This window comes from Paenibacillus roseus (assembly GCF_016424485.1).
Classification (GTDB): Bacteria; Bacillota; Bacilli; order Paenibacillales; family Paenibacillaceae; genus Paenibacillus_D; species Paenibacillus_D roseus.
The window spans coordinates 12,987-38,008 of record NZ_JAELUP010000037.1; the positions used below are offsets into that span (position 1 = coordinate 12,987).

Below are 25,022 nucleotides of genomic sequence, written 5' to 3' on the forward strand. Positions count from 1 at the left end.
GAATTCGTTTCTCTGCACTTTAACTTAACGATTCATTGACACGATTTGCACGTGCTAATCATTCAAGCCTGCCAGTGATTTTCCAAATGGTGGACATTCCGTATAATATACGCGTAATCCCGCTTCACAGCAAAAAGCCAGGGTACTCAAGAGAGTATCCTGGCCAATCTATCAGCAGATGGAATCCAAATGAATGCATAGCACCGATGCTGCGCCCAATATTTTAGTTCTTAATCAGTCCTGCCGTCTGCAAATCTTCAATATTCAGGTACATTGAACCTTTATACTTCTTCACACGGATATCGCTTAACACAAAATCACCGTCTTTTGCTTTCTTGTATGCGTCCGTCAAAACGATACTCTTTCTAACGATGTCTCCTCCAATATATTTACCTATCACAATAGTGTTAGGTTCCCTGCTACCAAGATTGTTAATTTTCTCGATCTCCGACAGCAGCGCTAGTGAAATCCAGCCCTGACTCAATAACGGGGGCAGTTTCTCCTTCTTCTCTACAGCCGTAACATAATTGACGTCAAAATAGTCAGGATATCCTTTGTAGCCGGGATCTTTGGACTCCTCCGCTGTCGGCGGCTCACCTACAATACGAACCTTAGGGAAGTTCGCAATGACATTTTTAATGGCGTCTTCCTCAGCTAACTTGTAAAGAATCTTCTGTTCCTTCAGGGCCTCAGAACCGAAGAGAACAGCCCCATTAGCACTGAAATAGACAGGAATACTGTCAACAGTATAAGAAGCCCCCTTAAAGGATGGGCTATTAATTTGAATCACATTTGCTTTTGACGACCAGTACACAGCGTTGCCCGTTGCCTCTCCTACAATCCGAATCGGAATATACGTCGTTCCGTTCTCTGTGAAGGGTGCTGCTTGCAGCGTCTTCTTCTGACCATTGACGTAGGCGACCTTGCTGCCAACCGTGAAGGTGATTTTAAGTTTGCTGTTAGTACCTGTAACTTGCTTCAACTTCGCATCAAATTTGATATCCATATCCAGCTTTTCGAACAATTCCCGGAACGGTACGAACGATACATTATTCTTGCTCATAGATTTGGATTGAAGCGGCACCCCATCTACGAAAATGTGAGCACGATTACTAGCAGCCGAAGCAGGAATAACGCCCACACTGAATAACACAACGCATAAAATAGATAGAATCCAAGCTTTTTTCAATTCTTAACCCCCACATATGTATTAACTACCACTATTTCTCATCTTACTATGAATTAAGAGGCTGTCAAGCCAGAAAACTTTTTCACAATTTTTTCGAATAAAGGCAGTGGCCGAACGAACCTGATACGTATCAAAGCCCAGGTTGTTTTTGGACTGGCGGAAGAAAATTTCAATCGGCCATCTCTTGCTGTAATACGTGCAAATGGTTTCCGTAGTCAAGGAAACATCCGTACATAAAAAGGCTCGCAGTGCTTTTTGCTCCCCAAACGCCTGCTCTGGCCAACACAGCAGAATAACGGCATTCTCCATGTCGTTCAAAGCACCTTCATAACGGTACGTCCAGTAAGCAGAACCGTTCACGGTCACAAGGCGAACGTCTTCTTTGCGGATGTGCAAGGCAAAATCCTGTACCGAAATGCGGATGCCTTGCGGGTAGATAATTCGATTGGTTTGAAGACCGCCAATCAGGTGATAACCCGCGGCGGCGTAACTTTCCATGACGCGCGAGCAGGTAAACCAAGAGTCCACCAGCACATAACCACGGTGCGGAGGGGGCGGAAGCGTGGCTGCCATGTCACACACGCGGTCGATTTTGGTGTAGACCGTGCCATCGGGGTGCGTTTTCGTTTTGTCGTACGGATCAATGGCATGAATCAAGGAGATGCCGCCACTTTGGACGACGGTTGCCTGCACCTGATGGCCCCAAACGACTTTGCCTTCCAGATGGGAATGATGAAAGCCGGTTTGCTCGATCGGAGACTTTGCCTGTGACGAAGGTTTGGTCTTCTTGGCGATCGTGTCATCATGAATGACAAACAATGGCTCTGCCGCGTGATGGGGGATCTCGACCACCTGGCGAAGCGATTCCGCCTTGACTTTGTTTTGCAACACCGTTTCATCCCACTTGCCTTCAGCCAGAAAATGGCCAAGTGTCGTGCGATGGCGATCACTGTATTCGGCCAGATCGACAACCTTGCCTCGAAAGCCTTTCGCTGTAGCCGCTGCCATGTACGTCTCGATATGCGCGACAACCGGCTTGGAATAATAAAGGGGCAATCGGTGCTGCAACAAATAGTTGCGTAGCGTGTCATGATCGGGTACGATGGCGGTATGAGACATAGCGAGTTCTCCTTCATGTAAAATGGGGTTGTGGTGACTACTTTTTACCACAAGGAGCGCGCTTTGTCTCTATTTTTTTGATTTTACAGTTTACTGGAAGCGAATTTACTCATTTATAGTTTAATATTATTCAGCATCCAGCATATGGGGAATGTGACGCGGGAGTACTACGAATCAATCGGCTTGGGAGAAGCCTATGCGCAGCAGATAGCAAGAGAGGCAATGGAAGATCATGCATGCAAGTAACGCAGACCAGACTAAATGAAAGTTTTTGGACAAACCGAGGCTTGGCCATTTAATTTAGGAATATTTTTATATAAATCTTAGCTCTTGGAATCACTTAAAACTCACAACTATAACTCATACTCCCACGCAGATTGTTTAATTTTTTTGTATTTATTAACAAGTTCAGGGCGATACCAAATAGCAAGAGATAGCAACACTACTGAATTGACGAAAAGGAACCGAAAACGCTTTTCTTGTTTTGGATCTCCTGGAGTGCTCGCTTGCAATTGCAGGCAATAGTCACATACAGGGGAATCGGAAAAGCTAATATCATCAAGTTGATGAGCAAATTCATTTCTTACTTTTCTAATTAAATTCGCTTCTCTAGCTTCTTTATCCGTAATGAACCCCAAAACATGACATAATTTAATTCTGGAGCTAAATGTTCCTATCGGTGAATTAAATCCACTAAGTAATTCTTCTTTTGAGAAATTATCCAGCAGAGTTTGTTTCAGTAGTCTTTCCAGCCTAGATTCAACCATCGCAGCTCCAATTAATGCTGCCCCACGATCGGATTCATTTTGAAAATAGCCCAGAAACTCGGATAGGTTTTTAACATCTTCCTCTTTCATTAATCTCACTCCCATTAACTAAATTTCCATCAGTACTCTCCACATCACATGAAATTTCGCCCTAACTTATGTCGATGTCCTCCCAATTAAATCTATTCACCCGGTACACTGCTTCTGCAGAGCACAAGCATCACAACTGGTGCGGGTAGGTCATGCGGCCGAGCGATAGTATCTCGGCGTGGAGCAACCACAATACAATTAACTGGAGCGACTGTGTCCGGCTACCGCTTCCTTGCTACTGTCTATTGCACCTGAATCACATGGACTTCTGCCAAATTGAGAGCCGGGTATGACCCGAAGCGTTAGCATGGTGTTAGGCGATGTTGCTGACTTCGTAGCAATACATTTATAGTCACTTAATTAATTCATTTGATATGTATTCCATTTCATTCATCATCTCGTGGACTTCGTTGTAACTTAAGAATTTATCAATTGATTTAAAACCTTCATTAGTTATCCAGATAGGAATTGTATTTACCTCATCTATCTCTCCTTTACTTACTGTGCCATCATAATGTTTTGAAATATTATATAGCTTATTCAGTCGATCTAAAGAAGAATTATCATTAGAATTAAACAACTTAATTCCTGTTAGCCTTTGACCAAACATGTAAGCCTGATACAAATGAGATAAAGCAATCTCAAAGCATACAACAGCAGAAAAGTATCTCGATATACCCCTCTTATCACCAAGTAAATACTCGTCGAGTTGACTACTACCAAGGTTATATTGATGAAATGAAGATTCAACTCGTCTCAATAGGTTCATTATTAATAATCTTTTGGGCTCTTCAAATTTATAACGAAAAGCTGAATTTAAGATAAATGCATTTACCCATTTACTTGATATTTCTCGCTTTCCAGTATTATTACTGCTTAGGCTGGAGAGATCAAAAGAAACAAATTTATCTAAAAAATAATTCGATGGTTGAAGTTCCAAGACTCTCACTCCTGTTTTTAAATTTTCAGCAATTGCACATAACTTCTGATTAGCCATACCTCTATGTAAATTATCTTCCATCACAACGGTCAGAAACAGGGCGAATATATGGCGACACGAACTATTTCATCAATTTTCGCCGTCACTTATGGCAATGTTCCTCGGATTAATATAATCGCCCGATACACCTGCTCCGGTAGAGCACATGCATCAGTTGGTGCGGACGGGTCTGCGGCCGAAGGAGAGGGGCTCGTTGGCATAGACATGGTTATTATTCCAAAGACCATAGCCTTGCATCAGTTGCATCTCAAGATGATTCCATTTAGAAGATAGTCCATATTGACGGCTTAAAGCTCACTTTGAGAAGGAGCCCTAGCCCATATGTAACAAAGCAACAAAAGGGCTTTCCTTTCTCCGGAAAGTCCCTACTCAAGCAAAATCACGCAAAGCGGTTTTCGATTGCCCACTTTGTAATTGCTTTATCTAAAATATCAAGACGTGGGATCGACCTATACCAATGTTGTGCTTGATCTCCGGGCAAACAACTCGCACCTGCTAGAAATGCTCTTTTTATCCATGGGGTAAGTTCCGATACATTACGTCTTCTTGAACGGAACCAATGATCCAGTCCAGCGCGACCTATTGCTAAAATAAGCTCCCTTTGGCAATATTGATCGGTTAGTTCTGTGAATAACCTCGTGAACCGTTCATTGTTATTCCATTCATTATTGTAGGTAAATGTACTAAGTATCCAAATCCTATTATATTCTAAATGACCGACTATTGAATCTGTGCAAAGGTTCAGGAGTTCCGCTCCAATTCTATTCTTGGTATAAGCATCAATATCGATAGTCTGGAAATACACCATTACTTCCTTTAGAACCGGATACAACTTATTAATATTACGTAACAGACAATCGACACTGTCGGGACTTCCAATCTGCGTAAGGCGCTTCAAAAGGAATTTCACAAGAGAAATATCAATGTCTTCGGCTTCCTCCAGATGACTCTCTAAAATTCCCTCTAGATTCAAACGTTTAATTTGTTCTTGAACATCAGCACCAAGTTCTTCAAAGTCAAAGGAATCGTATGGATTCAAAATGATAACATCAGATAGTATTTCATGAAATTGCTCACTTAATCCATTAATCTCTCTATCACGCTCGCTTCCGAGTATCTTACTTTCAAAATTCTCAACTGTCATAACACGAGTCTTGTGTTGTTGTAAGGTTAGACCATGGTTCTCAAACAAAAGGTTTGCGAGTATACCTAATGCCCCGAGCGCTTCCTTTTCACTTTTGCAAAAAATTCTGAAATCATCTACAAACCGACAGTGCTTTAGTCCCTCACTTATTAAGCCTCGATCAACATCATTCAGTACCAAATCAGCTAAAAGTCGCGATGCCGATTGTCCGACCGGAATGCCATAGGAAACACTCCCATTAAGTTGGCTTAAGCATTTTTTCAAGGCTTTTACATGATTAGTCTTCGTGGTTGCTTCTCCAAGTGCTTGTTCCAATGGATGAGAATAGATACGAGGAAAGAAATCCGCAATATCCGCTACAACAACATATTCGTAGTCACCGGACTGTACTGTATCTGTACAGTGATCTTGAAACGCCTGCCAATTAAAATTTGGGTCATACATTCTCCCCTCATTATCGGGGTCAAATCTACTTGAGAAAGCAATATTTTGATCTTTTGGAATCCTGAAATTCTCAATATCCTGACCAATCTCATAGATAAGTGATGTAAAAATAATTGAATCTAATGGGTCCAACTGGGTAGAGATTCTGAAACCATAGCGATGTTTAGGCGTTAATAAACGGCGATACGACCGTAATTCCCAATTCAACAAATTTTGCTGAGTAATTTCAGTCTTTATTTCCGAGTCCCAATAAGCACGTATTGCGGCAAACTCAAATGGTAAAGGGAAAATATCAGTATCCCCATATTTCTCTATATGTTTTAATGCCCAGTCGTAAGACCGCTCCTGTAGCTTTAGCATATTACATCCTCCCTTTTACAAGTGGATAATTTCCTTTATATGAACTATTAATATTAAAGGACCCTTTTATTTTTCAATTATTTATTACGACAATTTGGAACAGGGCAAATATATGGCGAACTGTATTTTCAATAATTTTTCGCCGTCACTTATGGTACGGTTCCCCCCGATTTATCTTCACCGCCCGATAAATCTGCTCCGTCAGTACCAGGCGCATGAGCTGATGAGGCAGCGTCATGCGACCAAAGCTCATGCGCTGCTGTGCGCGGCGCATGACCTCATCGGACAGCCCGTGGCTCCCTCCGATAACAAACACAACATGGCTCGTCCCATAGGTTCCGAGCTGGTCCAGCTCCCTGGCAAGCTCCTCCGAGCTCCATAGCTTGCCATCAATAGCGAGCGCAACCACATGAGCTTCGCCCTTAATCTGCGACAAAATGCGCTCTCCCTCTCGCGCCTTAACCTGCACGACCTCCGCTTCACTCAGAGAGTCAGGCGCTTTCTCATCTGCAACCTCAATGATCTCAAATTTGAGATACGGTTTCAGCCTTTTCGCATATTCCGCTATACCGTCAATCAAGTACTTTTCTTTAAGCTTACCTACACCAATAATCTGAATAAACATGTAACCCTCCACTGTCGCTTCATCACATTTAACCTAACCAGTTACTTACTCTTTCTTCTCTGATCCTCGACCCTGTAAAAGCTCTTTTCATCCGTTCCTTCCGTCTCCGCCAACAGTGTCAGAATTCTCCTTTTCCAGTGCACATAAAGCTGCTCTGGCGTCTCCAATTATGCGGATTCATGATAGGACTGGCCCATGAAAGACCATCCATATTGTATATGTAGTTTAATAGCCCTCATTAGTATTGTCTATTATATATGTAGCTTCATAACCCTCATTAATTCCCTTTTCCCTTAGTGTACCACAAGACCCTGGCAGATAAATGAACTCCTTCGCGACGGAGAATTAAATAGGATGCCTATTCATTATCACTAACTGCTTCCAAAACAACCGCAGTAAATAATTGCCCTGCCACACATACATCCACAGCCACGTTGCTGCTTGCTTGTTCATCCTTTCCCAACATTCGGCTATACTCGTTGAGCTGCTGATCCAACTTCAGAGACTTCGACAGCTGTTAATCTTCATATCCTTTACAAAGAATACAACGAAAAGAAACCTCCGCATTCTGAACTGTAACCCGCAAGATGGACACTTGAAAAAAAGTGACCTCTTACCGGTTACAGTTCAATTTCGCAGGGTTTCCCGTTTTATACGAATTAAAACCGCCATCTATTTCAAAAAGCTCGGCTACTCTCATTCTATGTTTCTTTAGTTCAGCTTATATAGCTCTTGCAACTGCTCAAACACCCGCTTCGTCTGTTCAGGGTCCTTCTCGTTATAGAAAACATACGAGTCTTTGAGCTTGATTTGAATATAAGGCGGACTTTTGAAAATATACATTCTTGCTTTGCCCAGCTCTTTCAGCTTGAAGTGGCCGCGGGCAATCTTGTCTGTCCCCTCCCCATTGGTTTTCACTCCGGAAGGCACCTTGTCCACCAGCGATATTTGTTCGATGTCGGTCACATTGAAGTCAAAGGAGTACATCGGGTAATCGATCTCGATGTTATGCTCTGGCGTTACGGTTAAGACCGGCGGATTTATTTCGGAATTGATCAGCAGAAACGAAACCCCGATGACAATCGCAACAACTAACGGCACTGGCCCCCATGCGATCCATTTCCCGGCCAAAGTGCCCGTATTCACCGTTTCACCTATCCCGACCCGTTTAGGGACGAAAATCGCTTTATCGTCAGGATTGTGATAGGTTAATCCATTGCTCCAGTATTCGTCGTCGTCCGTGTAAATCGGTTTCCCGTCCAGTTCCAACGTTTCCTGCTCCAGATGAGCGATTTTACGATAAACGTACAGCACCAGAGCTGCCGGAACTACGCCGAGTGACAAAATGATCGTCAGCCAGATACCAACCGCCGTATCGCTGTCGCTCATGATGAACAAACCGATAAGCAGGAAAAGAACGTTCTCCAAAGTCGCCATCATGAACCACAAATATGAGATATACCTGCGCCTGGCCTGGTTCAAGCCAACGTTCACTTCGCTGTTCGAACTGTACACTTTAGCCTTCATCTTGCGCATCCCAAGTGCAGGGAGCAGACTCACCAGCGTAAAGACGGAACTTCCGATCGAGACGCCGAGAAGCGTCGGCTCGTTCACACTCCACAATACCAGGCCGACAGTCATGGCCAGCGGGATCGCGAACAGCCACAACGGAGCGGATCGCTGATTTTTCAAATACGCGGCGCGCAGGTCGCTCTGAATAACGCGTTTCGCACCGACGAACCAATCATTTTCCCGTTTTAAAGCCAGCGTCATTCGAAACGCTTGCCGAAACCAACTGAAGACGGCGGCATAAAAGCTGAAAATCCACACGAAAAAATAAAGCACCTGATAGCCGTTCGCATCATAGAGCAGCACCACCGGGATAAATGCTGCGGCCATCCACAATATAATCCGCTTAAGCCGCTTGCCGAACTTCACTTGAACATCTTTGATCTTCTCGTTGTCCATCGCATGAGGCGGCAATGTAACGGCGAATAGCATGCCGTTGTTATATTTGCCCTGTCCCTTGTAGGTTGCTAGTATGACAATGAAAGAGAGGACGGACACCGCTGACAAAATCACCGTTGTTAGGATCGGAATCAACTCTTTTCTTTTAGATATGGGTAGGCCGATACGTCATTTTGGAAAAAATCTGCGTGCACAGCGTTTGGAAACGAGACTGATCCATCCCTTGAATCGTAGCTTGCGCGATAATCAATTGAAGCTGTTCCTCCAGTTGCGGAGACGGCCCCTGACTATCTTGTATCCGCGGACTCACTTTTGCCCCATGCCGCCTGTCGATGACAATGTAGCCCTCCTGCTTGAGCAGCGAATAGGCTTTATTCACCGTCATTGTGTTAATGCCCAAATCCTCAGCCAACTGGCGGACGGTCGGGAGCTTCTCCTGGGCCGCCAGTTCACCGGTCGCAATTCCGATCACGATCTGGTTGCGCAGCTGTTCATATAGCGGGATTTCACTATCTAACTGCAATGAAATAAGCATAATTGCGCTTCACCACCTAAGTAACTTTTGTATTACATATTATAATACAAACAATACTTAAAATTTGCAACCCTACCCTTAAAATTTAACCGTGTACGGATGAAGTTGTAAGCTTAGGCATGTGTGAACCTTCAGCCTCTCTATTGCATGGATTTATGGTGGGAGTCAGAATGCGCGTTATGAGCAGCCCCTGGGCGCGTCCGCTTAGTGCAAAACGGCATCGCTACTTAAATTATCTAAGGATTATAAAAATTAATCCATTTAGATTCCAAATGAACCCCGTTAAGATCAATGGTAACCGCATCAATACTAACGGGCAGGTGAGAACATGAACGAGCTTCTGCGATTGGACGGAATAATGAAAGCGTTCCCGGGTGTGAAAGCATTGCAGGATGTACAGTTTGATGTAAGAAAAGGAGAAGTCGTTTCTCTTATGGGAGAGAACGGTGCGGGAAAATCAACGCTTATTAAAATATTAGCCGGAGTTTACCGGAAGGATGCCGGAACCATTCAATTTGACGGCCAGCGTGTCGAGATTGAATCACCCCTCCATTCTCAAAGTCTCGGTATCAGTGTCATGTTCCAGGAACTGAATTTACTGCCGAATCTTAGCGTGGCGGAAAATATATTTGCAGGACGGGAAAAAGGGAAGTTTGGCTTATTTGACAAGCTCGGCACGAAAAAGGAAGCGCTCCGCTATATGAATGAGGTGGGGCTGAATTGCCCGCCGCATACGCTGGTTCGTGAGCTTTCCGTTTCACAAAGACAAATGGTTGAATTCGCTAAAGCGCTATCCATTCAATCCAGGCTCATTATTTTGGATGAGCCAACCTCTTCTCTGACAGATCGAGAGGCAGAGAAATTATTTGAAATCGTAAAAAAGTTGAAAAGAGATGGCGTTTCGATTGTTTTTGTATCCCACAAGTTGAAAGAAGTCCAGATGATATCCGACAGGGTCCATATTTTGAGAGATGGTGCTTACGTAGGCTGTCTTGAAAAAGGGGAAATCACAGAGGACAAAATTATTCAATTAATGGTCGGGAGAACGCTGGAGAACATATTTGAGAAAACGCCTACCGAAATTGGGGATGAAGTACTTGAAGTTAAAGGGTTGCATGTGCCGGGCAAGCTGAAGAACATTAGTTTTTCGGTTCGAAAAGGCGAAATTGTCGGATTTGCAGGGCTGGTGGGAGCCGGTCGTACCGAAGTTATGCGCGCTGTTATGGGGGTTGATAAACGCAGCAGCGGCCAGATTTTCATAGAAGGTGAGGAAGTGCAAATTACGTCGCCAAGCCAGGCTATCCAGCATGGCATCGGTTTAGTGCCGGAGGATCGCAAGCAGCACGGCCTGATTCTTGGACTGAGTGTCAAAAAAAACATTTCGTTGTCTGCCTTGAAACAGTTGACCCGAGCAGGTATTTTATCCAGATCGGCAGAGGATCAGCTGGCGAATGAATACATTGATAAGCTTCGTATTAAAACGCCGCATAAAGATCAGAGAGCCGGCAACCTGAGCGGCGGAAATCAACAAAAGATTGTCATTTCCAAATGGTTGGCTACTCATCCACGGGTGCTTATTTTAGATGAGCCTACGCGAGGCATTGATGTAGGCGCAAAAAAAGAGATCTACACCTTGATGTCCCAATTAGCCCAGCAAGGTGTGGCCATTATTATGATTAGCTCCGAGATGCCGGAGATTCTCGGGATGAGTGACCGCATTATCGTGATGCATGAAGGAGAAATAAAAGGAACATTAGACCGGGAGTCTGCAACGCAGGAAAAAATATTGGAACTTGCACTTAAGGGGGCGTAAGCAGTGGAGACCGAAAAAATGACCTCTACCCCAATAGGGAAAGTAAAAGACAGTATGCTTAAATTGTTCAGAGGGTCAAATGACATCTTAGGCGTTTTCCTGATTTTGTTTGGCCTTTGTGTCGTAATGACGTTTGCTTCAGACAATTTTTTAACAGTAGATAATTTATCCTCTGTTGCCAGAGCATTTTCATTTGTAGCCATTATGGCGATCGGGATGACGATCGTCATCATAACCGGCGGCATCGATATGTCTGTTGGCTCCATATTTGCATTTGCCGGCGTCATTACCGCTTATAGCTATTCAAATCTTCAACTTGCGCTGCCATTATGCATTCTGCTGGGCGTCATTGGCGGAGCAATATTTGGTTTCATTAATGGTCTGCTCATTAACGAGTGCAATCTTCCCCCGTTTATCGCCACATTGGGAACCATGAGTGTAGCCAGAGGCTTATCCTACGCCATTACGAGCGGCTTTCCGATCAGCATGCCGTCGTCATTTAACCAGCTCGGGCAAGGCATGATATTTAATATCCCTTACCCCATCATTTTAATGATTGTGCTCGCTATTATCTTCACCTTTGTCCTTAATAAAATGATATTTGGTCGCCATGTATACGCCGTAGGCGGGAGTGAAGAGGCTTCCGCGATTTCCGGCATCAAAGTAAAACGTGTCAAATTAGCCGTTTATTCGATTTCGGGTTTTCTAAGCGCAATCGCCGGGATCATCATGACGGCCAGATTAGGGGTAGCCCAATCGACAGCAGGGCTTGGCTATGAACTCGATGTGATTGCTGCGGTCATTATCGGCGGCGCCAGCTTCTCTGGCGGCAAAGGAACGATTGTGGGGGCTATTCTTGGCGCAGCCATTATGGGCGTGCTGCGCAACGGTCTTGTTTTGCTCAATGTATCGGCTTACTGGCAGCAAACCGTCATTGGTCTTGTTATCATCATTGCAGTGACAATCGACCAGCTGCGGTACAAGAAAAAAGCGTGATCCTCATGTTCTGAGAGGGGGTGAGGCAAGGCAGCGCAAGCGTTATCGCTTTTTTAAGTTTTGCAATTTTGCTTTATTCAATCATTTCAGGAGGGTTGATTCATGAAAAAAATCGTGATGGCACTTGTTTTAACTATGCTTGTATCAGCTTTGGCGGCATGCAGTACATCATCGGATACAAAAAAGACGCAAGCCGGCGAAAAAAAGCTGACAATTGCTGTAGTGCCAAAGGCACTGGATAACGCTGTATTCCTCGATTCCAAAGATGGCGCTGAAGCAGCGGGCAAGGAGATCGGCGTAGAGGTGATCTGGACGGGTCCAACGAAATCGGATGCCGCAGAGCAGGTTCAGGTCGTTGAAGGTCTGATTCAAAAGAAAGTGGATGGCATCTTGATTAGCGTCATTGATCCGAATGCGTTAAAGGATGTGATTAACAAAGCTGTAGACGCTGGCATCAAAGTTGCGACCTTTGATTCCGACTCCCCTGACTCCAAGCGTTCCTTTTATGCGGGTACGGAGAACTTCAGCTTAGGCAAGCAGCTCGGAGAAGCCTTTGCCAAGTTGGCAGAGGGCAAAGGTACCGTAAAGCTTGCGACACTGACAGGCGTGCCGGGTTCCTTCAACCTGGAGCAGCGGATCAAAGGATTTAAGGAAGGCGCCGCTGGCGTGGACATCGAATATTTGCCTGTTCAGGCTTCTGACGACGATGTTAACAAGGCTGTAACGGTATTGGAGCAATATACACAAGCTAACTCCGATTTGAATGCCTGGTTTGTAGTCGGCGCCTGGCCGTTCCTGACACCTACCGAAACCTTGCCGACGCTCAAGAAGTTTGCAGGAAATGGCGGCATTATCGTATCTGTCGATTCCTTCTACCCGATGCTTCAATATGTAAAGGAAGGCACCGTTAAAGTTGAAATTGGCCAGGATTTTATCCAAATGGGTGCATTGGGAGTTAAAAATCTGGTAAAAGCTATCAATGGGGAACAGGTGGAGCCCTTTATTGATACAGGAACGGTTTATGTCGATGAGACAAATGTCGAGGAAGTATTAAAAAATACAAAGCCTTGGTAATAAGCTATGCCACACAAAGAGTAGAGGGGAATGGATATTCATTCCTCTCTATTCTTTTTAATCATTCCCTAAAATGGATCAAAACCAGAATTAGTGCTTGACCTCTAGGTGGAGGGGACGCTGCGTGGCAGAGGATTCTTCCGATCGCTGTTAAAGCCCGATTCCTTGATTTCATGGAAGTTTGCAGGGGGAATCGGGCCTTAAAGGCGACCACGTTCGTTTCTCCAGAATTCCTCTGCCCCTTCGCTGCTCTCTCCTGTTTGTCAAGCACTGATTTTAAGGTTGAGCCCCTAAAATAATGCATATTTTAAATTTATATAATAAAATAGGTACATTGTTGTAAACGATATTTCTCTTTTGGAAGGAGTCAGCGCATGCGATTTTCCCCAATTATTTTACTAATCGTATGGTTCATAAGCGGTTGTGAAAGCGATTCCAATAAAATAGTAATGAACCTTTCTGCGCCCACAGCGGAGACAAATCATGTCAACCCGACGAACACGGACACTAAGCCCAAGGACATGATCATCTCCTATATCCCCAAGTCGCTCGACAACCCGGTATTTCTGGAGACTAAGGATGAAGCGGAGCGGATAAGCCGTCAGTATGGGGTGAAAATGGAGTGGATGGCTCCCATGAATACGCAGACTGCAGGACAAGAAAAAATTATGGAAAGTCTCATTCGCCGTAAAGTGGACGGTATCGTGGTCAGTTGCATCGACTCGGATCGATTGAGTCCGCATATCGATAGAGCGATTGATGCAGGAATCAAGGTCGCGACCTTTGACTCCGATTGTCCAAACAGCAAGCGGCTATTTTACGTTGGCACCAACAATTATGAGATCGGCAAGGCAAGCGCCTATCGAATGCTGAACACATTAGAAGCAAATGGGAAAATGGATAAACCTTTAAAAGCGCTCATCATGACTGGGGATAAGGAAAGCTTGAATTTGAATGAACGTCTTAGGGGCTTTCAGGATGTTCTGAATGCGGCTGTCACAGTGGACTACCAGGCCGTGCTTGAATGTATGGACGATCTTACATTAGCGGGTGAATTGCTGGAAACCTATATCCGAACAAACGATGATATTGATTTATTTTTCAGCACTGGCGGATGGCCGCTGCTTGTCCCTGTGGATGCGCTCCCGGAATATCGGAAATGGCGGGAGAAAGGCGGCCTGGCCGTTGTCGTCGATACCTTTTACCCGATGGTTCTTGCCGCAAAAGAAGGGATGGCCGATCATTTGATCGGGCAGGAATTTACGATGATGGGCAGATGGAGCATGGAGCATATGGTGGAAGCGATACGGGGAAAGAGGATGACGCAGACCGAGTACTTTACCAACATCGAGTATGCCGATCAAAGCAACTTTGATAAGCTGCTGCTCATCAAGGAACCGTGGGAGATAAAATAAACATGAAAAAAATAATTGCTTCGAGCATGAAGGTGAAGCTGATCATATGCATTACCACCATCAGTATCGTACCCATTATGATTCTCGGCTATATATCCTATCAATTCTATATTAAAAATCTGCAAGAAAATACAATCTTGTATTCTGCTGAGGTCATTGCCCGGGTGGACAAAACGATTGAAACCTACGTCAGCGATATTATCAATATATTGAATTTTCGGAACGACTACTATTTATTGCATTATCTCAAACTTACGGAAGCGGGGAATATAGATAATAATCGCAAGTATACGGTTCGCATGCTGGAGCAATTCAATCAATACAAAATGATGAAAACAGACCTTGAGGATATTCGTATTGTGATGGAAAATGGCTATACGATAGGCTCGATGGGTCAATATTGGGACGATCAAAGTGATGCATTTTTTAAATTGATAAAAGACAAACCGACAGATGAAGCGATTATTATGGCCCCGCATCAAAATTTGCTTAATGAGAACGTATTTACGATATGCAAAGGAATCAACGCTTCTTCCTTGCATCAACTCAGCGCCATTTGCATTGATGTGAATACAGAGTTTTTGAACCGTATTGTGAAGGATATTAATATGGGGGCTCGTGGTTATGTGTATTTAACCGACGACCAAGGCAAAGTGATCTATCAGCCAGTTCGCTCGGATCATTTGAGACATCACAAAGTTATTATCGATCATAAAAAGCTGGGAAACGATGAGAGCGGCAGCTTCATACATACCATTCAGAATCAGGAATATATTGTAACATTCATCGCTTCAAGCTTAACAGGCTGGCGAATCGTTGGCGTATCATTAGAATCAGAGTTGGCCAAGGGTGTGGATCGAATACGCAGCATAACGGTGTTGGTCATCGCTATTTGCATTGTGGCCGTGATTTTAATCTCTATCTATATGACCAATCGAATGACAAAGCCGATAAAGGCGCTCCAGGAGCTCGCGTCTACGGCAGCAGATAAAAACTTCACCGATCATGCCACTGTACAAGGCAGAGATGAAATCGGCTATCTCGCACTAAGCTTCAACCGGATGATAACAAGAATCCGTGAGCTAATGGATCAGATTGTCGAAGATAAGGACCATATTCGCAAGATGGAAATTAAAGCTATGCAGGAAATGATCAAGCCGCACTTCGTATACAATACACTTGATTCCATTATTGGGCTGCTCGAAAGCAACCGGATCGATGATGCGTTGGATATGATTGAAGCGCTCGGCAAGCTGTTTCGCACAAGTCTCAGTCATGGCAAAGAAATGATCCCCATCCATGAAGAAGTGGATCATGTGCTCACGTACATCCGCATTCAACAATTTCGCTTTTTTAATAAATTCGACTATGGGGCGAATATCGATTCTTCCATACGTACCTGTCAGACAGTCAAGCTAATTTTGCAGCCGCTCGTTGAGAATAGCATCTATCATGGCATCAGAGGAATTGAGAGCCGAGGTCGAATTGAAATTAAAGGATATCAACAAGCAGAGCATCTTGTGCTGGAGGTTCTCGACAATGGGGCAGGCATCGAGAACACCAGGCTGCGGCATATTAATCACGTCCTTGCCGGCAGAACCAGTGTTACGGATGCATCTGATTATTTTGGCATTCGCAACGTCAATGAGAGAATCAAGCTTGCATTCGGGAGTGAATTTGGCCTGATGCTGGAGCAAGCGCCGGGCGGAGGTACAAAAGCCGTCGTTCGGTTACCGTTAACTAAGGATTCTAATGGAGGAATTCATTTATGATACGGGTACTGGTCGTGGAAGATGAGGATATGATTAGGGAAAAGATAAAACATAATATAGATTGGCACGGAAACGGGTTTGGGGAAATCTATGAAGCAGCTAACGGGGCTGAAGCTTGGGAGCTGTTCCAACAACATCGGCCTGAAATTGTAATTACCGACATTCAAATGCCGGAGATGGATGGGATTGTGCTAACGGAAAAAATTAAACAGGCCTACCCCGATTGCAAGGTTGTCATTATTTCAGGTCATGCAGAATTTGATTACGCCAAGGAATCCATTCGATTGAAAGTGAGTGATTATATTTTAAAACCCTTTCGATCCCGTAATTTGTTGGCCAAGGTGTTAAAGGTAAAAGAAGAAATTGATTCTTCGCAGCTTGACGTGCAAGAACGGGAAATTATGAGAAGGCAGCTAATAGAAAATCGCAAGTTATTACAGGAAAAGTTTTTTCGGGATTTGCTTAGTCATTGTGTCGTACATGAGCCTTATAAGCAAATATCCTTTTTGGGACTGGAAGAGCTGCAATCCTGTTCCTATCATACCGTCGTCTTGCAAATTGATTTCCCCCCGGGCGATACTCAACATGAAGATTTATATATTTACAACCTGATTCTATATCAATGGATCGAGCGTAAAATACAGGACAGCGAGCAAAAATTCTTTATTATCAACTATAAGCTGGACCAACTCGTTCTTATCGGATTTGCTCATATGCACACATGGTCTTCCTTATTAGAGGGGTGGATCGAGCAGGCGTGGATGGAAAAAGGGTGCCGGTTGACCGCAGGCATCGGGAGCAGGTGCGACTCGCTGCTGGAGATGCACGGCTCCTACCAGGAGGCTTGCAGCGCGGTTGCCTTAAGCACTATTCACGGCAAGGGAATCGTATTTACCTATAACGATCTTAACAGTGAACGGGAGCAGTACAGCAAGCAGTTGCAAATGCTGGTCGAGCATAAATTGTACCGGCAAATGAAATTCGGGCTGTTTCAAGACATTAAGTCTGATATTAAAGAGATTTTGGAAGAAATTAAACAGGCTCGTTTGAATGCAGAGGCTTCAAGCAATATTATTAACCATATGCTGCTGCTGGCATATAAAGCGATTAGTGAATTAGGGTTTAATGCGTTTTATTTGGCTGGCCGGGAAGATTTGTATCGCGTAGATGTTCATGACTTCCACGATTTTGAAGCCTTGTATGATCATATTTGTCAAATCTTTGAGCATTTCACCGAGCTTATCCAAACGAAATTGGAAAACCGGAACGTCTCTCTGGTCATGACGATCAAGCAGTATATTGATGAGCATTACAACAAGCATATTACCTTAACCTCGCTTGCCAAAGAATACAACATAAGCTCCAGCTACCTCAGCATCTTGTTTCGGGAACAAACTTCCCAGAACTTTATGGATTATTTGATGAATGTCCGCATACAGAGAGCCAAGGAGTTGCTGCGGACGAGCGATTTGAGGATTTACGAAATTGCTGAACGGATCGGTTATCGAGACGCGTATTACTTTAGTACGGCCTTTAAAAAAGCAGTAGGCATTAATCCAACTGAGTATAGAGAGTATTTGGATACGGGTGGAAGCCGTGCAGCAGAGTGATTATCGGATAATTATCTGCGTCAAGTCACACCATCGACACATCAAGCGTACCATAAATTTCATAAAGTTCCATCGAAAACGGTTCCAAAACCCCCCTGTCGAATATTGTTTTTATTTTTTATGAATTTCTTATTGATATCTGGGGAGTTTATGTTATTATGATATTGCGTTATTGGAAAGCTGCTATTCAAAATGTATACGGATCTTTCCAAGCAGATAATTTTTGACCACATCCACTTAGGAAGTAAAGGCCATACGGACAGCCGGGTCAAATGCCGACTGGCAACTTTAGTTGCCTTATTGATTGAGCGAAGAGCTCAAATTTTATAAGTTTGGTTTCTTTACGACCAGTGCATTGCATCGCACATCGACTTGTGAAACGATCAATAAGAGTGGTAAAAGTGATTATTTGCTATATAGACTCTGATCCGTTAGCGATATATTTTGAATATTAATTGGGCTTCCTTAAAAAAGCTATGTCCATTTTGGGGACATTTTAATATTTCATATTTATATCTAAACAAGAACAAGTGTGATACGCGATGAAGCGTTGTTCCACTTGTTTTTTTTGTGCGTAAGATAGTGATGGCTTGTTGAGAAATTGTGCTTTCAACACTTTATGAGTAAGGGAGATTGAGAAATGGGAAAAGCGTTAATCATTGGTTGTGGCGGGGTAGCATCGGTCGCTATCCAAAAATGTGTTCAAAATAGCGAAGTTTTCGAAGAAATTTGTATCGCAAGCCGTACGAAGTCCAAATGCGACGAGTTGAAAGCAAAGCTGGACGGTGGCAAAACGAAAATTACGACTGCACAAGTCGATGCAAATAACGTGGATGAGCTTATCGCTTTGATCGAAGAGGTAAAACCGGATATCGTAATGAACCTGGCACTGCCATACCAAGACTTGACCATCATGGATGCTTGCCTGGCAACCAAAACGCATTACATGGATACCGCTAACTATGAGCCGGAAGACACTGCGAAGTTCGAATACAAATGGCAGTGGGACTACCGCGAGCGCTTTGAGAAAGCCGGTATTACCGCTCTTCTGGGCAGCGGATTTGACCCAGGCGTAACTGGCGTTTTCTCAGCTTATGCACTCAAGCACTACTTCGACGAAATCGAATATATCGACATTCTGGACTGCAACGGCGGCGACCACGGCTACCCGTTCGCAACGAATTTCAATCCGGAAATCAATATCCGTGAAGTATCCGCCAACGGCAGATATTGGGAGAACGGTGAATGGATCGAAACCATGCCAATGGAAATCAAACGTGTCTATGACTTCGCTGAAGTTGGCGAGAAAGATATGTACCTGCTGTATCATGAAGAGCTGGAATCCCTTGCGGTCAACATTCCAGGGCTGAAACGCATCCGCTTCTTCATGACATTCGGCCAAAGCTACCTGACTCACCTGAAAGCACTGGAAAACGTGGGCATGACTTCGATTGAGCCGATTGAATTTGAAGGCAAACAAATCATTCCGCTCCAGTTCCTGAAGGCGGTATTGCCTGATCCGGCATCCCTGGGACCTCGCACCGTGGGCAAAACAAACATCGGCTGCATTTTCCAAGGTAAAAAAGACGGCCAAAGCAAAACGTACTATGTGTACAATGTTTGCGATCACCAAGAGTGCTTCAAAGAAGTCGGCTCCCAAGCGATCTCTTACACAACTGGCGTTCCTGCCATGATCGGCGCAGCTATGGTTCTGACCGGCAAATGGAACAAACCAGGCGTCTACAACGTTGAAGAGTTCGATCCGGATCCATTCATGGAAGAGTTGAACAAATGGGGACTTCCATGGGTAGAAGACTTTAATCCTGTATTGGTTGATGACGGGCAGGAAGTGTCCGGCACTGGAAAACAACCGGCGCTGGTTCGTTAAAATGCGGTTTGACGAATTACCGACACCATGTTTTGTCGTCGATGAGGCTCTCATTGAGAAGAATCTGAAAATCCTGAGCGGCGTTATGCAGCGTACAGGGGCCAAGATTGTTCTCGCTCAAAAAGCATTCTCCATGACAACCTTGTATCCCCTCATTGGCGAATACTTAAGCGGCACGACCGCGAGCGGCTTGTTTGAGGCCCGGCTAGGCTACGAAGAGATGGGCAAAGAAACGCATGTCTTTGCCCCTGCCTACCGGGAGGACGAGATGGATGAGATTATCTCCATCTGTGACCACATCATTTTTAACTCCTTCTCGCAGCTGGAGAAGTTTAAGGACAAAGCGCTTCAAGCTGGCAGGAAGATAGGCTTGCGCATTAACCCGGAGTGTTCGACTCAAGTTGGGCATGAGATTTATGACCCATGCTCCACTGGCTCCAGATTTGGAGTCGTCCGCGACCAATTCCGTCCGGAGCTGTTGGATGGCGTAACCGGACTGCACTTCCATACCCTGTGTCAGCAAAACTCTGATGATCTGGAGACTACGCTGAATGCGGTCGAAGAGAAGTTCGGCGAGTGGCTGCCGCAAATGGAATGGATCAATTTCGGCGGCGGTCACCATATTACAAGGGACGATTATGATATCGCTACTCTTGAAGCTTGTATCCAAAGAATGCAAGATAAGTATGGCCTGGAGGTCTATTTGGAACCAGGAGAGGCGGTTGCGCTCAACGCAGGCTACCTGACCACATCTGTACTGGATTTCCATAAGAACGGAATGGACATTGCCATTCTGGATACCTCCGCGACCTGTCATATGCCGGATGTATTGGAAATGCCGTATCGCCCGCCACTTCTGGGATCTGGTGAAGCTGGGGAAAAGCCGTTTACGTACCGTCTCACAGGCCAAACCTGCCTGACTGGCGATGTGATCGGAGATTACTCGTTCGATCAGCCATTGAAGATCGGTGATCGGCTCGTATTCGGAGACATGGCGATTTACTCCATGGTGAAGACCAACACCTTTAACGGTATGCCGTTGCCAGCCATTGCGGTTCAAGGCAAAGATGGCGATTGCCGAGTCGTGCGCGAATTCGGCTATCAGGACTTTAAAATGCGCTTGGCATAAATATAATATATATGCTTCAACAATGCTGGCACCGGTGTTCAATCGTTGCCAGTTTTTGTACTCAAGCCTTTGAACATCTTCCATTCATCCCATTCAAGCGAAGAACAAGGTCGAAATTCCGGCCAGACCCGCAAGGAGGAAAAATAGTCCACCAAATCGGGTAGAAAATAAATACAAACCCGAAGGCTCCTTGCCGTCATTGCTCTTCCAGCTCTCCGTTAGCACCCATAGAATTTTCGGCTTCAAAAACATAACAACCCCTACCAGGAGCAATACAATATACAGAACAGACATGGCAACATCTCCTTTGAAAAGAATCGTATCTTTAATCCTGAACTGGTTCATGCAGCAGGTGCTCACCTGTAACGGCAGCAGTCCCTTATGCAGCAAAAGCGCCAGCCGGAGACCGGCTTATGACCGTGTATCAGACTGACGCAATGTTCTTGTACCCTATTCAATTCGGTTGAGCTAGGCTCGTTGAGCCAAATCGGTTCGCCCTGACAACCAGGCTATACAACGAGAAACACTGCAGGCTCCTCACATAACTCGCATTTTACTGGCGGGTCCCAATTGGCAAAATGCGTCTCCTTCAGATCCACCACATCCGGCGCATCTTCAAATTCATCTACAAACTTGTCAATCGCGAGTTCAACATGCTTTTTACAAATACAATACATAGTCGGGTATGCAGCTCCATCTCTTGGCACTCAGCCCTTGGTTGGTTGAAATTAATCCTCTTCTTCTGTTATCTCAGCAAGGGTGAAAGAGGCTGTTCTGAGCTCTCCGTCACGGTAATAAGTAACCTCAATTGTATCACCAATTTGTTTTTTTGAGTACAGGTACTTCCGCAGCTCCATCATGCTGCCGATGTCCTGACGATCAAGCTTCACAATGACATCGTTGAAAGCCAGGCCTGCTTTCTTCGCCGGACCGACCGCCTCCAAAATAATTACGCCCCGCTTCACTTCCTTAGGCAGCCTGAGTTCCAGCCCGCTATCCTTGCTATCCTGTTTTTTCTTGCCGGAGTCGGCAAATGCCTGTTGTGCAAAATATTGCTCCAGATCCAGGGTATATACACCGATATATGGTCGTTTCACCTTGCCGTATTCAATCAGACTCTCTACGATCGGCATCGCATTGTTAATCGGGATGGCAAAGCCCAGCCCCTCTACGCCGTAGTCCGCTACCTTCATACTGTTGACACCGATCAGGCGTCCGTTCAGATCGATCAAGGCGCCGCCGCTGTTGCCTTGGTTAATGGAAGCATCAATCTGGATGACCTCCTGCTCCCAATCATAAATGCCGTCCTGATTCAGCGATATAGGGATCAAACGGCGGGTCTTGCTGACAATCCCCATTGTTAGCGAATCCCCTAGTCCTAGCGGATTGCCGATCGCAATGACCGTCTCTCCGTCACGGAGCTTCGTAGAATCGCCGATTTCAGCCACCGTCGTAATGCCTTTGCCGTCTATCTCCAGCACCGCCAAATCTGTAATTTGGTCCTTGCCGAGCACTTTGGCGCCCCGCACCTCCCCATCGGAAAGCACGACTTTAATCGACTCGGCGCCGTTTATGACATGAAAATTAGTGATCACTCTTGCTTTGCTGCCTATTTTCTCAAAGATAACGCCCGAACCCAGACTCGCGGTCTGATATGGGGATTCTTCGCTCTCCTCGTCCGTCTGCTTGCGGCTGGAGCTGGCGAGTTGCTCATTAATGATGCTGACCACAGCCGGTCCAATCTTAGCCGCTGCATGAATCGGCCGCTCATAAGGGTCCATCACCTGCAGTGAACTGATGGATACGGGCTTGCTCGCCGCAAATCCGCCTCCGTTGTCAAATATAAGGCCGAACAACAGCACCGCCGCCAAGGCACTAATGAATGAAGACGTGAAAGCAATTCGCAGCGGGGTCCAGCGGATCTGCAAGCTATTCCTGGAACCAGACTCCATCTGTTTGGAGCGAACCCTGCGTGACACCTTGGTCGAATAGAAATCGTCATCGAACAAACTCATGAATGATCGCTCCCCTCAATGCAGCACACATCAAAACTATTATGTCCATCGAATTTTATCGTAATCCTCTTAAATTGTAGTTGGCAGGAATGTTTTCATAACTTATAGACTACACTATTCATAGAGTTGTTGCTTGAGATACTGCTGACATTGCCGGGAAAAGCACAGCAGCTAAAAGCTTTCTGTCATTTTCATTATACCTTACTTCCATTTGAAAAGGAGCGATAAAAATGAGTACTTCCAAAAATAACGCCTGGGAGCAAGTCAATCTGGCTGCCTCGATTGCCGATTTGAAGGATGACCATTACCACTCCCTGCTGGCCCTGAGCGCAATGCTTGAGTTGCTCATCGATAAAGGCCTGCTTTCCAGAGAAGAAGTTGCCGCAAAAGCCGCAGTGCTTGACCAGGAGCTGACCAGCACTATCTCCGCTTCACTTCGTCCCATTCGGTAGGACGGTCATGATATGTACCCTTGATGGCAAATTCATCCCGCTTGAAGAAGAAGCCGCGGTTCTCTAATATACTATTCACCGTAAGCTTGGCCAAATCCATCTGATTATGATCCAGACTAAGGTGAGCGAGGTATACCCGCTGCGTCCTGTCCGTCATCAATTCGCAGAGCGCCTCGCCGGCTGCATCATTGGACAGATGGCCCATATCCCCAAGAATCCGCCGCTTGATATTCCACGGATATCTGCCTACACGCAGCATATCCACATCATGATTCGACTCCAGCACCAGCACATCCGATTCAATCACCTGCTGCTTGACCTTCTCGCTCATGTAACCAAGGTCCGTAACCAGACTCAGCTTCGTATTCCCGTTGTAAATGCAATACCCGACAGGTTCCGCCGCGTCATGAGATATCGCATAGGACTCCGCCCGCAGTTTGCCCAATACGCCGCCGAATTCCACCGAACTGCCGGTCGGCAAAACTTTGCGCTTGTCCTCGCCGATTGCGCCGACATGCTTGTGCATTTCCTCCCAGGTCGCTTCATTCGCGTAGACCGGCAGATCATACTTCCGCGCGATGGCCCCGAGTCCCTTGATATGATCCGAATGCTCATGTGTAACCAAAATCGCATCCAGCCTACTGGCTTCTACTTCGCGCTCTTTCATGAGCTGTTCCAGCTTCCTTGCGCTCAAGCCCGCATCAATCAATATCATAGCATCCTCCGACTGGACAATTGTCGCATTCCCTGTCGAGCCGCTCGCCAGCACTGTAAACCTTAATCCCATATCTCTTCTTGCCTTCTCTCTCCCTATGGGCCTTCTTCTGCCTTGCCGGCAGCTTCATTCTCAATGACGACCTCTGCGGTCAATGCATTAATATAATAGATTTCCCCGTCCTCCAGCAGCACCCGCCACGATGGGGATGCCACCTGCATATCTGTATCAAAGAACAGCCCATGGTAGCCCAGGCGAATATCTTTGATTGCCGACCCTGGCTGGAGATACTTCTCAATCAGCCTTCCGATTGCCTTGGAGGCCGACAGCACCGCCTGCTCTCTCGTTTTGCCGTGCTTTACCTGCTCGACCGCAAGCTGCCGATAAGCCATGATCTTCTGATTGCTGTAGCGCAGCTCCAAACGCACATCGAACATCGGCAGCTTGTCCGCCATTCGGTACATGACTAATACTCCATCGGTGCCAAACGTGCTAACCTCCGAATCGAAGGCATAGTCAGTTAGCGAAGGTATCGTGCCTCCAAGCTCATCCAGCAGTTCTTTTTCATTGAAGATGATACGCGTGTCCACTGGTGTCTGGAGCGGGATTTCCCCTGTGGTGTCCGGCGTCTTCGTGAATCGGTACTCCAAATCCGGAAGTACCGGGGTCCCCGCCGGAATTTTGCCTAGCAGGCGCACATTCTTCTCTTGCATAACACGTTGCGTTTCCGGAGGAAGGTCCGTCACATCCATATTGGAGTCGAGCCGCTCGCGGACATCCAGCCACAACTGATAGCCAAGCAGAATGTTCAGCATGACAAACGCGAATATCAAGACGCTTTTGGCTCTCCTCCAGTCCATTGACCTTCACCCCCGCAACTCATAACAGAATTGAAATTTCCT

21 protein-coding genes and 1 pseudogene are annotated in these 25,022 nt (G+C 45.5%); 9 read left to right on the forward strand and 13 right to left on the reverse strand.

Translation table 11 applies throughout. The features are described from left to right. Positions 1-223: 223 nt before the first annotated feature. From JFN88_RS10040 to JFN88_RS10075, 8 genes and pseudogenes are all read right to left on the reverse strand, one after another. The gene (locus JFN88_RS10040; protein ID WP_199019190.1) at positions 224-1,189 is read right to left on the reverse strand and encodes a copper amine oxidase N-terminal domain-containing protein; all 966 of its coding nucleotides are present in this window, start codon (positions 1,187-1,189) and stop codon (positions 224-226) included. A gap of 93 nt (positions 1,190-1,282) precedes the next feature. Further along, positions 1,283-2,308, reverse strand: a pseudogene (locus tag JFN88_RS10045) (IS701 family transposase); the annotation flags it as partial. A 353-nt stretch (positions 2,309-2,661) separates the two neighbouring features. Next, the gene (locus JFN88_RS10050) at positions 2,662-3,165 is read right to left on the reverse strand and encodes a hypothetical protein (protein ID WP_199019192.1); all 504 of its coding nucleotides are present in this window, start codon (positions 3,163-3,165) and stop codon (positions 2,662-2,664) included. A 352-nt stretch (positions 3,166-3,517) separates the two neighbouring features. Then, on the reverse strand, positions 3,518-4,162 hold the full coding sequence (locus tag JFN88_RS10055) for a hypothetical protein (RefSeq protein WP_199019193.1): 645 nt from the start codon (positions 4,160-4,162) through the stop codon (positions 3,518-3,520). A gap of 382 nt (positions 4,163-4,544) precedes the next feature. After that, entirely contained in the window at positions 4,545-6,113 is a 1,569-nt protein-coding gene (locus JFN88_RS10060) for an RNA-directed DNA polymerase (protein WP_199019194.1), read from the reverse strand. A gap of 145 nt (positions 6,114-6,258) precedes the next feature. Further along, on the reverse strand, positions 6,259-6,738 hold the full coding sequence (gene rlmH, locus JFN88_RS10065; protein ID WP_199019195.1) for a 23S rRNA (pseudouridine(1915)-N(3))-methyltransferase RlmH: 480 nt from the start codon (positions 6,736-6,738) through the stop codon (positions 6,259-6,261). A 711-nt stretch (positions 6,739-7,449) separates the two neighbouring features. Next, the gene (locus JFN88_RS10070) at positions 7,450-8,841 is read right to left on the reverse strand and encodes a DUF5808 domain-containing protein (RefSeq protein ID WP_233167670.1); all 1,392 of its coding nucleotides are present in this window, start codon (positions 8,839-8,841) and stop codon (positions 7,450-7,452) included. Between the two features lie 10 nt (positions 8,842-8,851). Next, positions 8,852-9,241 carry a GntR family transcriptional regulator gene (locus tag JFN88_RS10075; protein ID WP_199019196.1) on the reverse strand — a complete coding sequence of 130 codons (390 nt, stop codon included), beginning with the start codon at positions 9,239-9,241 and terminating at the stop codon, positions 8,852-8,854. A 328-nt stretch (positions 9,242-9,569) separates the two neighbouring features. Here JFN88_RS10075 and JFN88_RS10080 point away from each other — a divergent pair, with 328 nt between their 5' ends. From JFN88_RS10080 to nspC, 8 genes are all read left to right on the forward strand, one after another. Then, positions 9,570-11,054 carry a sugar ABC transporter ATP-binding protein gene (locus JFN88_RS10080; protein WP_199019197.1) on the forward strand — a complete coding sequence of 495 codons (1,485 nt, stop codon included), beginning with the start codon at positions 9,570-9,572 and terminating at the stop codon, positions 11,052-11,054. A 3-nt stretch (positions 11,055-11,057) separates the two neighbouring features. Further along, a complete protein-coding gene (locus tag JFN88_RS10085; protein ID WP_332908461.1) occupies positions 11,058-12,050 on the forward strand; it encodes an ABC transporter permease in 993 nt (330 codons plus the stop codon). Between the two features lie 102 nt (positions 12,051-12,152). After that, positions 12,153-13,124 carry a sugar-binding protein gene (locus JFN88_RS10090; protein WP_199019198.1) on the forward strand — a complete coding sequence of 324 codons (972 nt, stop codon included), beginning with the start codon at positions 12,153-12,155 and terminating at the stop codon, positions 13,122-13,124. A gap of 374 nt (positions 13,125-13,498) precedes the next feature. Then, entirely contained in the window at positions 13,499-14,539 is a 1,041-nt protein-coding gene (locus tag JFN88_RS10095) for a substrate-binding domain-containing protein (RefSeq protein ID WP_199019199.1), read from the forward strand. 2 nt (positions 14,540-14,541) lie between these two features. Then, positions 14,542-16,311, forward strand: a complete 1,770-nt coding sequence (locus JFN88_RS10100; protein WP_199019200.1) for a cache domain-containing sensor histidine kinase — start codon at positions 14,542-14,544, stop codon at positions 16,309-16,311. After that, positions 16,308-17,921, forward strand: coding sequence for a response regulator (locus tag JFN88_RS10105; RefSeq protein ID WP_199019201.1), 1,614 nt, complete (start codon positions 16,308-16,310; stop codon positions 17,919-17,921). The genes JFN88_RS10100 and JFN88_RS10105 overlap by 4 nt, the downstream gene beginning before the upstream one ends. Positions 17,922-18,561: 640 nt before the next feature. Further along, positions 18,562-19,809, forward strand: coding sequence for a saccharopine dehydrogenase family protein (locus tag JFN88_RS10110; protein WP_199019202.1), 1,248 nt, complete (start codon positions 18,562-18,564; stop codon positions 19,807-19,809). Position 19,810: 1 nt separating this feature from the next. Next, on the forward strand, positions 19,811-20,938 hold the full coding sequence (gene nspC, locus JFN88_RS10115; protein ID WP_199019203.1) for a carboxynorspermidine decarboxylase: 1,128 nt from the start codon (positions 19,811-19,813) through the stop codon (positions 20,936-20,938). A gap of 93 nt (positions 20,939-21,031) precedes the next feature. Here nspC and JFN88_RS10120 read toward each other — a convergent pair whose 3' ends face one another. From JFN88_RS10120 to JFN88_RS10130, 3 genes are all read right to left on the reverse strand, one after another. After that, on the reverse strand, positions 21,032-21,232 hold the full coding sequence (locus JFN88_RS10120) for a DUF6199 family natural product biosynthesis protein (protein ID WP_199019204.1): 201 nt from the start codon (positions 21,230-21,232) through the stop codon (positions 21,032-21,034). Positions 21,233-21,447: 215 nt separating this feature from the next. Next, positions 21,448-21,615, reverse strand: coding sequence for a CxxH/CxxC protein (locus tag JFN88_RS10125; RefSeq protein ID WP_199019205.1), 168 nt, complete (start codon positions 21,613-21,615; stop codon positions 21,448-21,450). Positions 21,616-21,666: 51 nt separating this feature from the next. Then, positions 21,667-22,953: a S1C family serine protease gene (locus JFN88_RS10130; protein ID WP_199019206.1), complete on the reverse strand. Its 1,287-nt coding sequence runs from the start codon at positions 22,951-22,953 to the stop codon at positions 21,667-21,669. A 230-nt stretch (positions 22,954-23,183) separates the two neighbouring features. Between JFN88_RS10130 and JFN88_RS10135 the strand changes: the two genes are divergently transcribed. Further along, positions 23,184-23,405, forward strand: a complete 222-nt coding sequence (locus tag JFN88_RS10135; protein ID WP_199019207.1) for a hypothetical protein — start codon at positions 23,184-23,186, stop codon at positions 23,403-23,405. Here JFN88_RS10135 and JFN88_RS10140 read toward each other — a convergent pair. Both JFN88_RS10140 and yycI read right to left on the reverse strand, forming a co-directional pair. Beyond that, entirely contained in the window at positions 23,374-24,192 is an 819-nt protein-coding gene (locus JFN88_RS10140) for an MBL fold metallo-hydrolase (RefSeq protein ID WP_199019208.1), read from the reverse strand. The two genes, JFN88_RS10135 and JFN88_RS10140, sit on opposite strands and share 32 nt — an antisense overlap. A 23-nt stretch (positions 24,193-24,215) precedes the next feature. After that, on the reverse strand, positions 24,216-24,980 hold the full coding sequence (gene yycI, locus JFN88_RS10145; protein WP_199019209.1) for a two-component system regulatory protein YycI: 765 nt from the start codon (positions 24,978-24,980) through the stop codon (positions 24,216-24,218). Positions 24,981-25,022: the final 42 nt, after the last annotated feature.

Coding starts and splice junctions, on each gene's coding strand:
- JFN88_RS10130 (WP_199019206.1), bottom strand. CDS start 22,953: ATGAGTTTGTTCGATGACGATTTCTATTCGACCAAGGTGTCACGCAGG.
- JFN88_RS10060 (WP_199019194.1), bottom strand. CDS start 6,113: ATGCTAAAGCTACAGGAGCGGTCTTACGACTGGGCATTAAAACATATA.
- yycI (WP_199019209.1), bottom strand. CDS start 24,980: ATGGACTGGAGGAGAGCCAAAAGCGTCTTGATATTCGCGTTTGTCATG.
- nspC (WP_199019203.1), top strand. CDS start 19,811: ATGCGGTTTGACGAATTACCGACACCATGTTTTGTCGTCGATGAGGCT.
- JFN88_RS10095 (WP_199019199.1), top strand. CDS start 13,499: ATGCGATTTTCCCCAATTATTTTACTAATCGTATGGTTCATAAGCGGT.
- JFN88_RS10055 (WP_199019193.1), bottom strand. CDS start 4,162: ATGGCTAATCAGAAGTTATGTGCAATTGCTGAAAATTTAAAAACAGGA.
- rlmH (WP_199019195.1), bottom strand. CDS start 6,738: ATGTTTATTCAGATTATTGGTGTAGGTAAGCTTAAAGAAAAGTACTTG.
- JFN88_RS10140 (WP_199019208.1), bottom strand. CDS start 24,192: ATGGGATTAAGGTTTACAGTGCTGGCGAGCGGCTCGACAGGGAATGCG.
- JFN88_RS10120 (WP_199019204.1), bottom strand. CDS start 21,232: ATGTCTGTTCTGTATATTGTATTGCTCCTGGTAGGGGTTGTTATGTTT.
- JFN88_RS10080 (WP_199019197.1), top strand. CDS start 9,570: ATGAACGAGCTTCTGCGATTGGACGGAATAATGAAAGCGTTCCCGGGT.
- JFN88_RS10110 (WP_199019202.1), top strand. CDS start 18,562: ATGGGAAAAGCGTTAATCATTGGTTGTGGCGGGGTAGCATCGGTCGCT.
- JFN88_RS10050 (WP_199019192.1), bottom strand. CDS start 3,165: ATGAAAGAGGAAGATGTTAAAAACCTATCCGAGTTTCTGGGCTATTTT.
- JFN88_RS10075 (WP_199019196.1), bottom strand. CDS start 9,241: ATGCTTATTTCATTGCAGTTAGATAGTGAAATCCCGCTATATGAACAG.
- JFN88_RS10135 (WP_199019207.1), top strand. CDS start 23,184: ATGAGTACTTCCAAAAATAACGCCTGGGAGCAAGTCAATCTGGCTGCC.
- JFN88_RS10100 (WP_199019200.1), top strand. CDS start 14,542: ATGAAAAAAATAATTGCTTCGAGCATGAAGGTGAAGCTGATCATATGC.
- JFN88_RS10125 (WP_199019205.1), bottom strand. CDS start 21,615: ATGTATTGTATTTGTAAAAAGCATGTTGAACTCGCGATTGACAAGTTT.
- JFN88_RS10090 (WP_199019198.1), top strand. CDS start 12,153: ATGAAAAAAATCGTGATGGCACTTGTTTTAACTATGCTTGTATCAGCT.
- JFN88_RS10105 (WP_199019201.1), top strand. CDS start 16,308: ATGATACGGGTACTGGTCGTGGAAGATGAGGATATGATTAGGGAAAAG.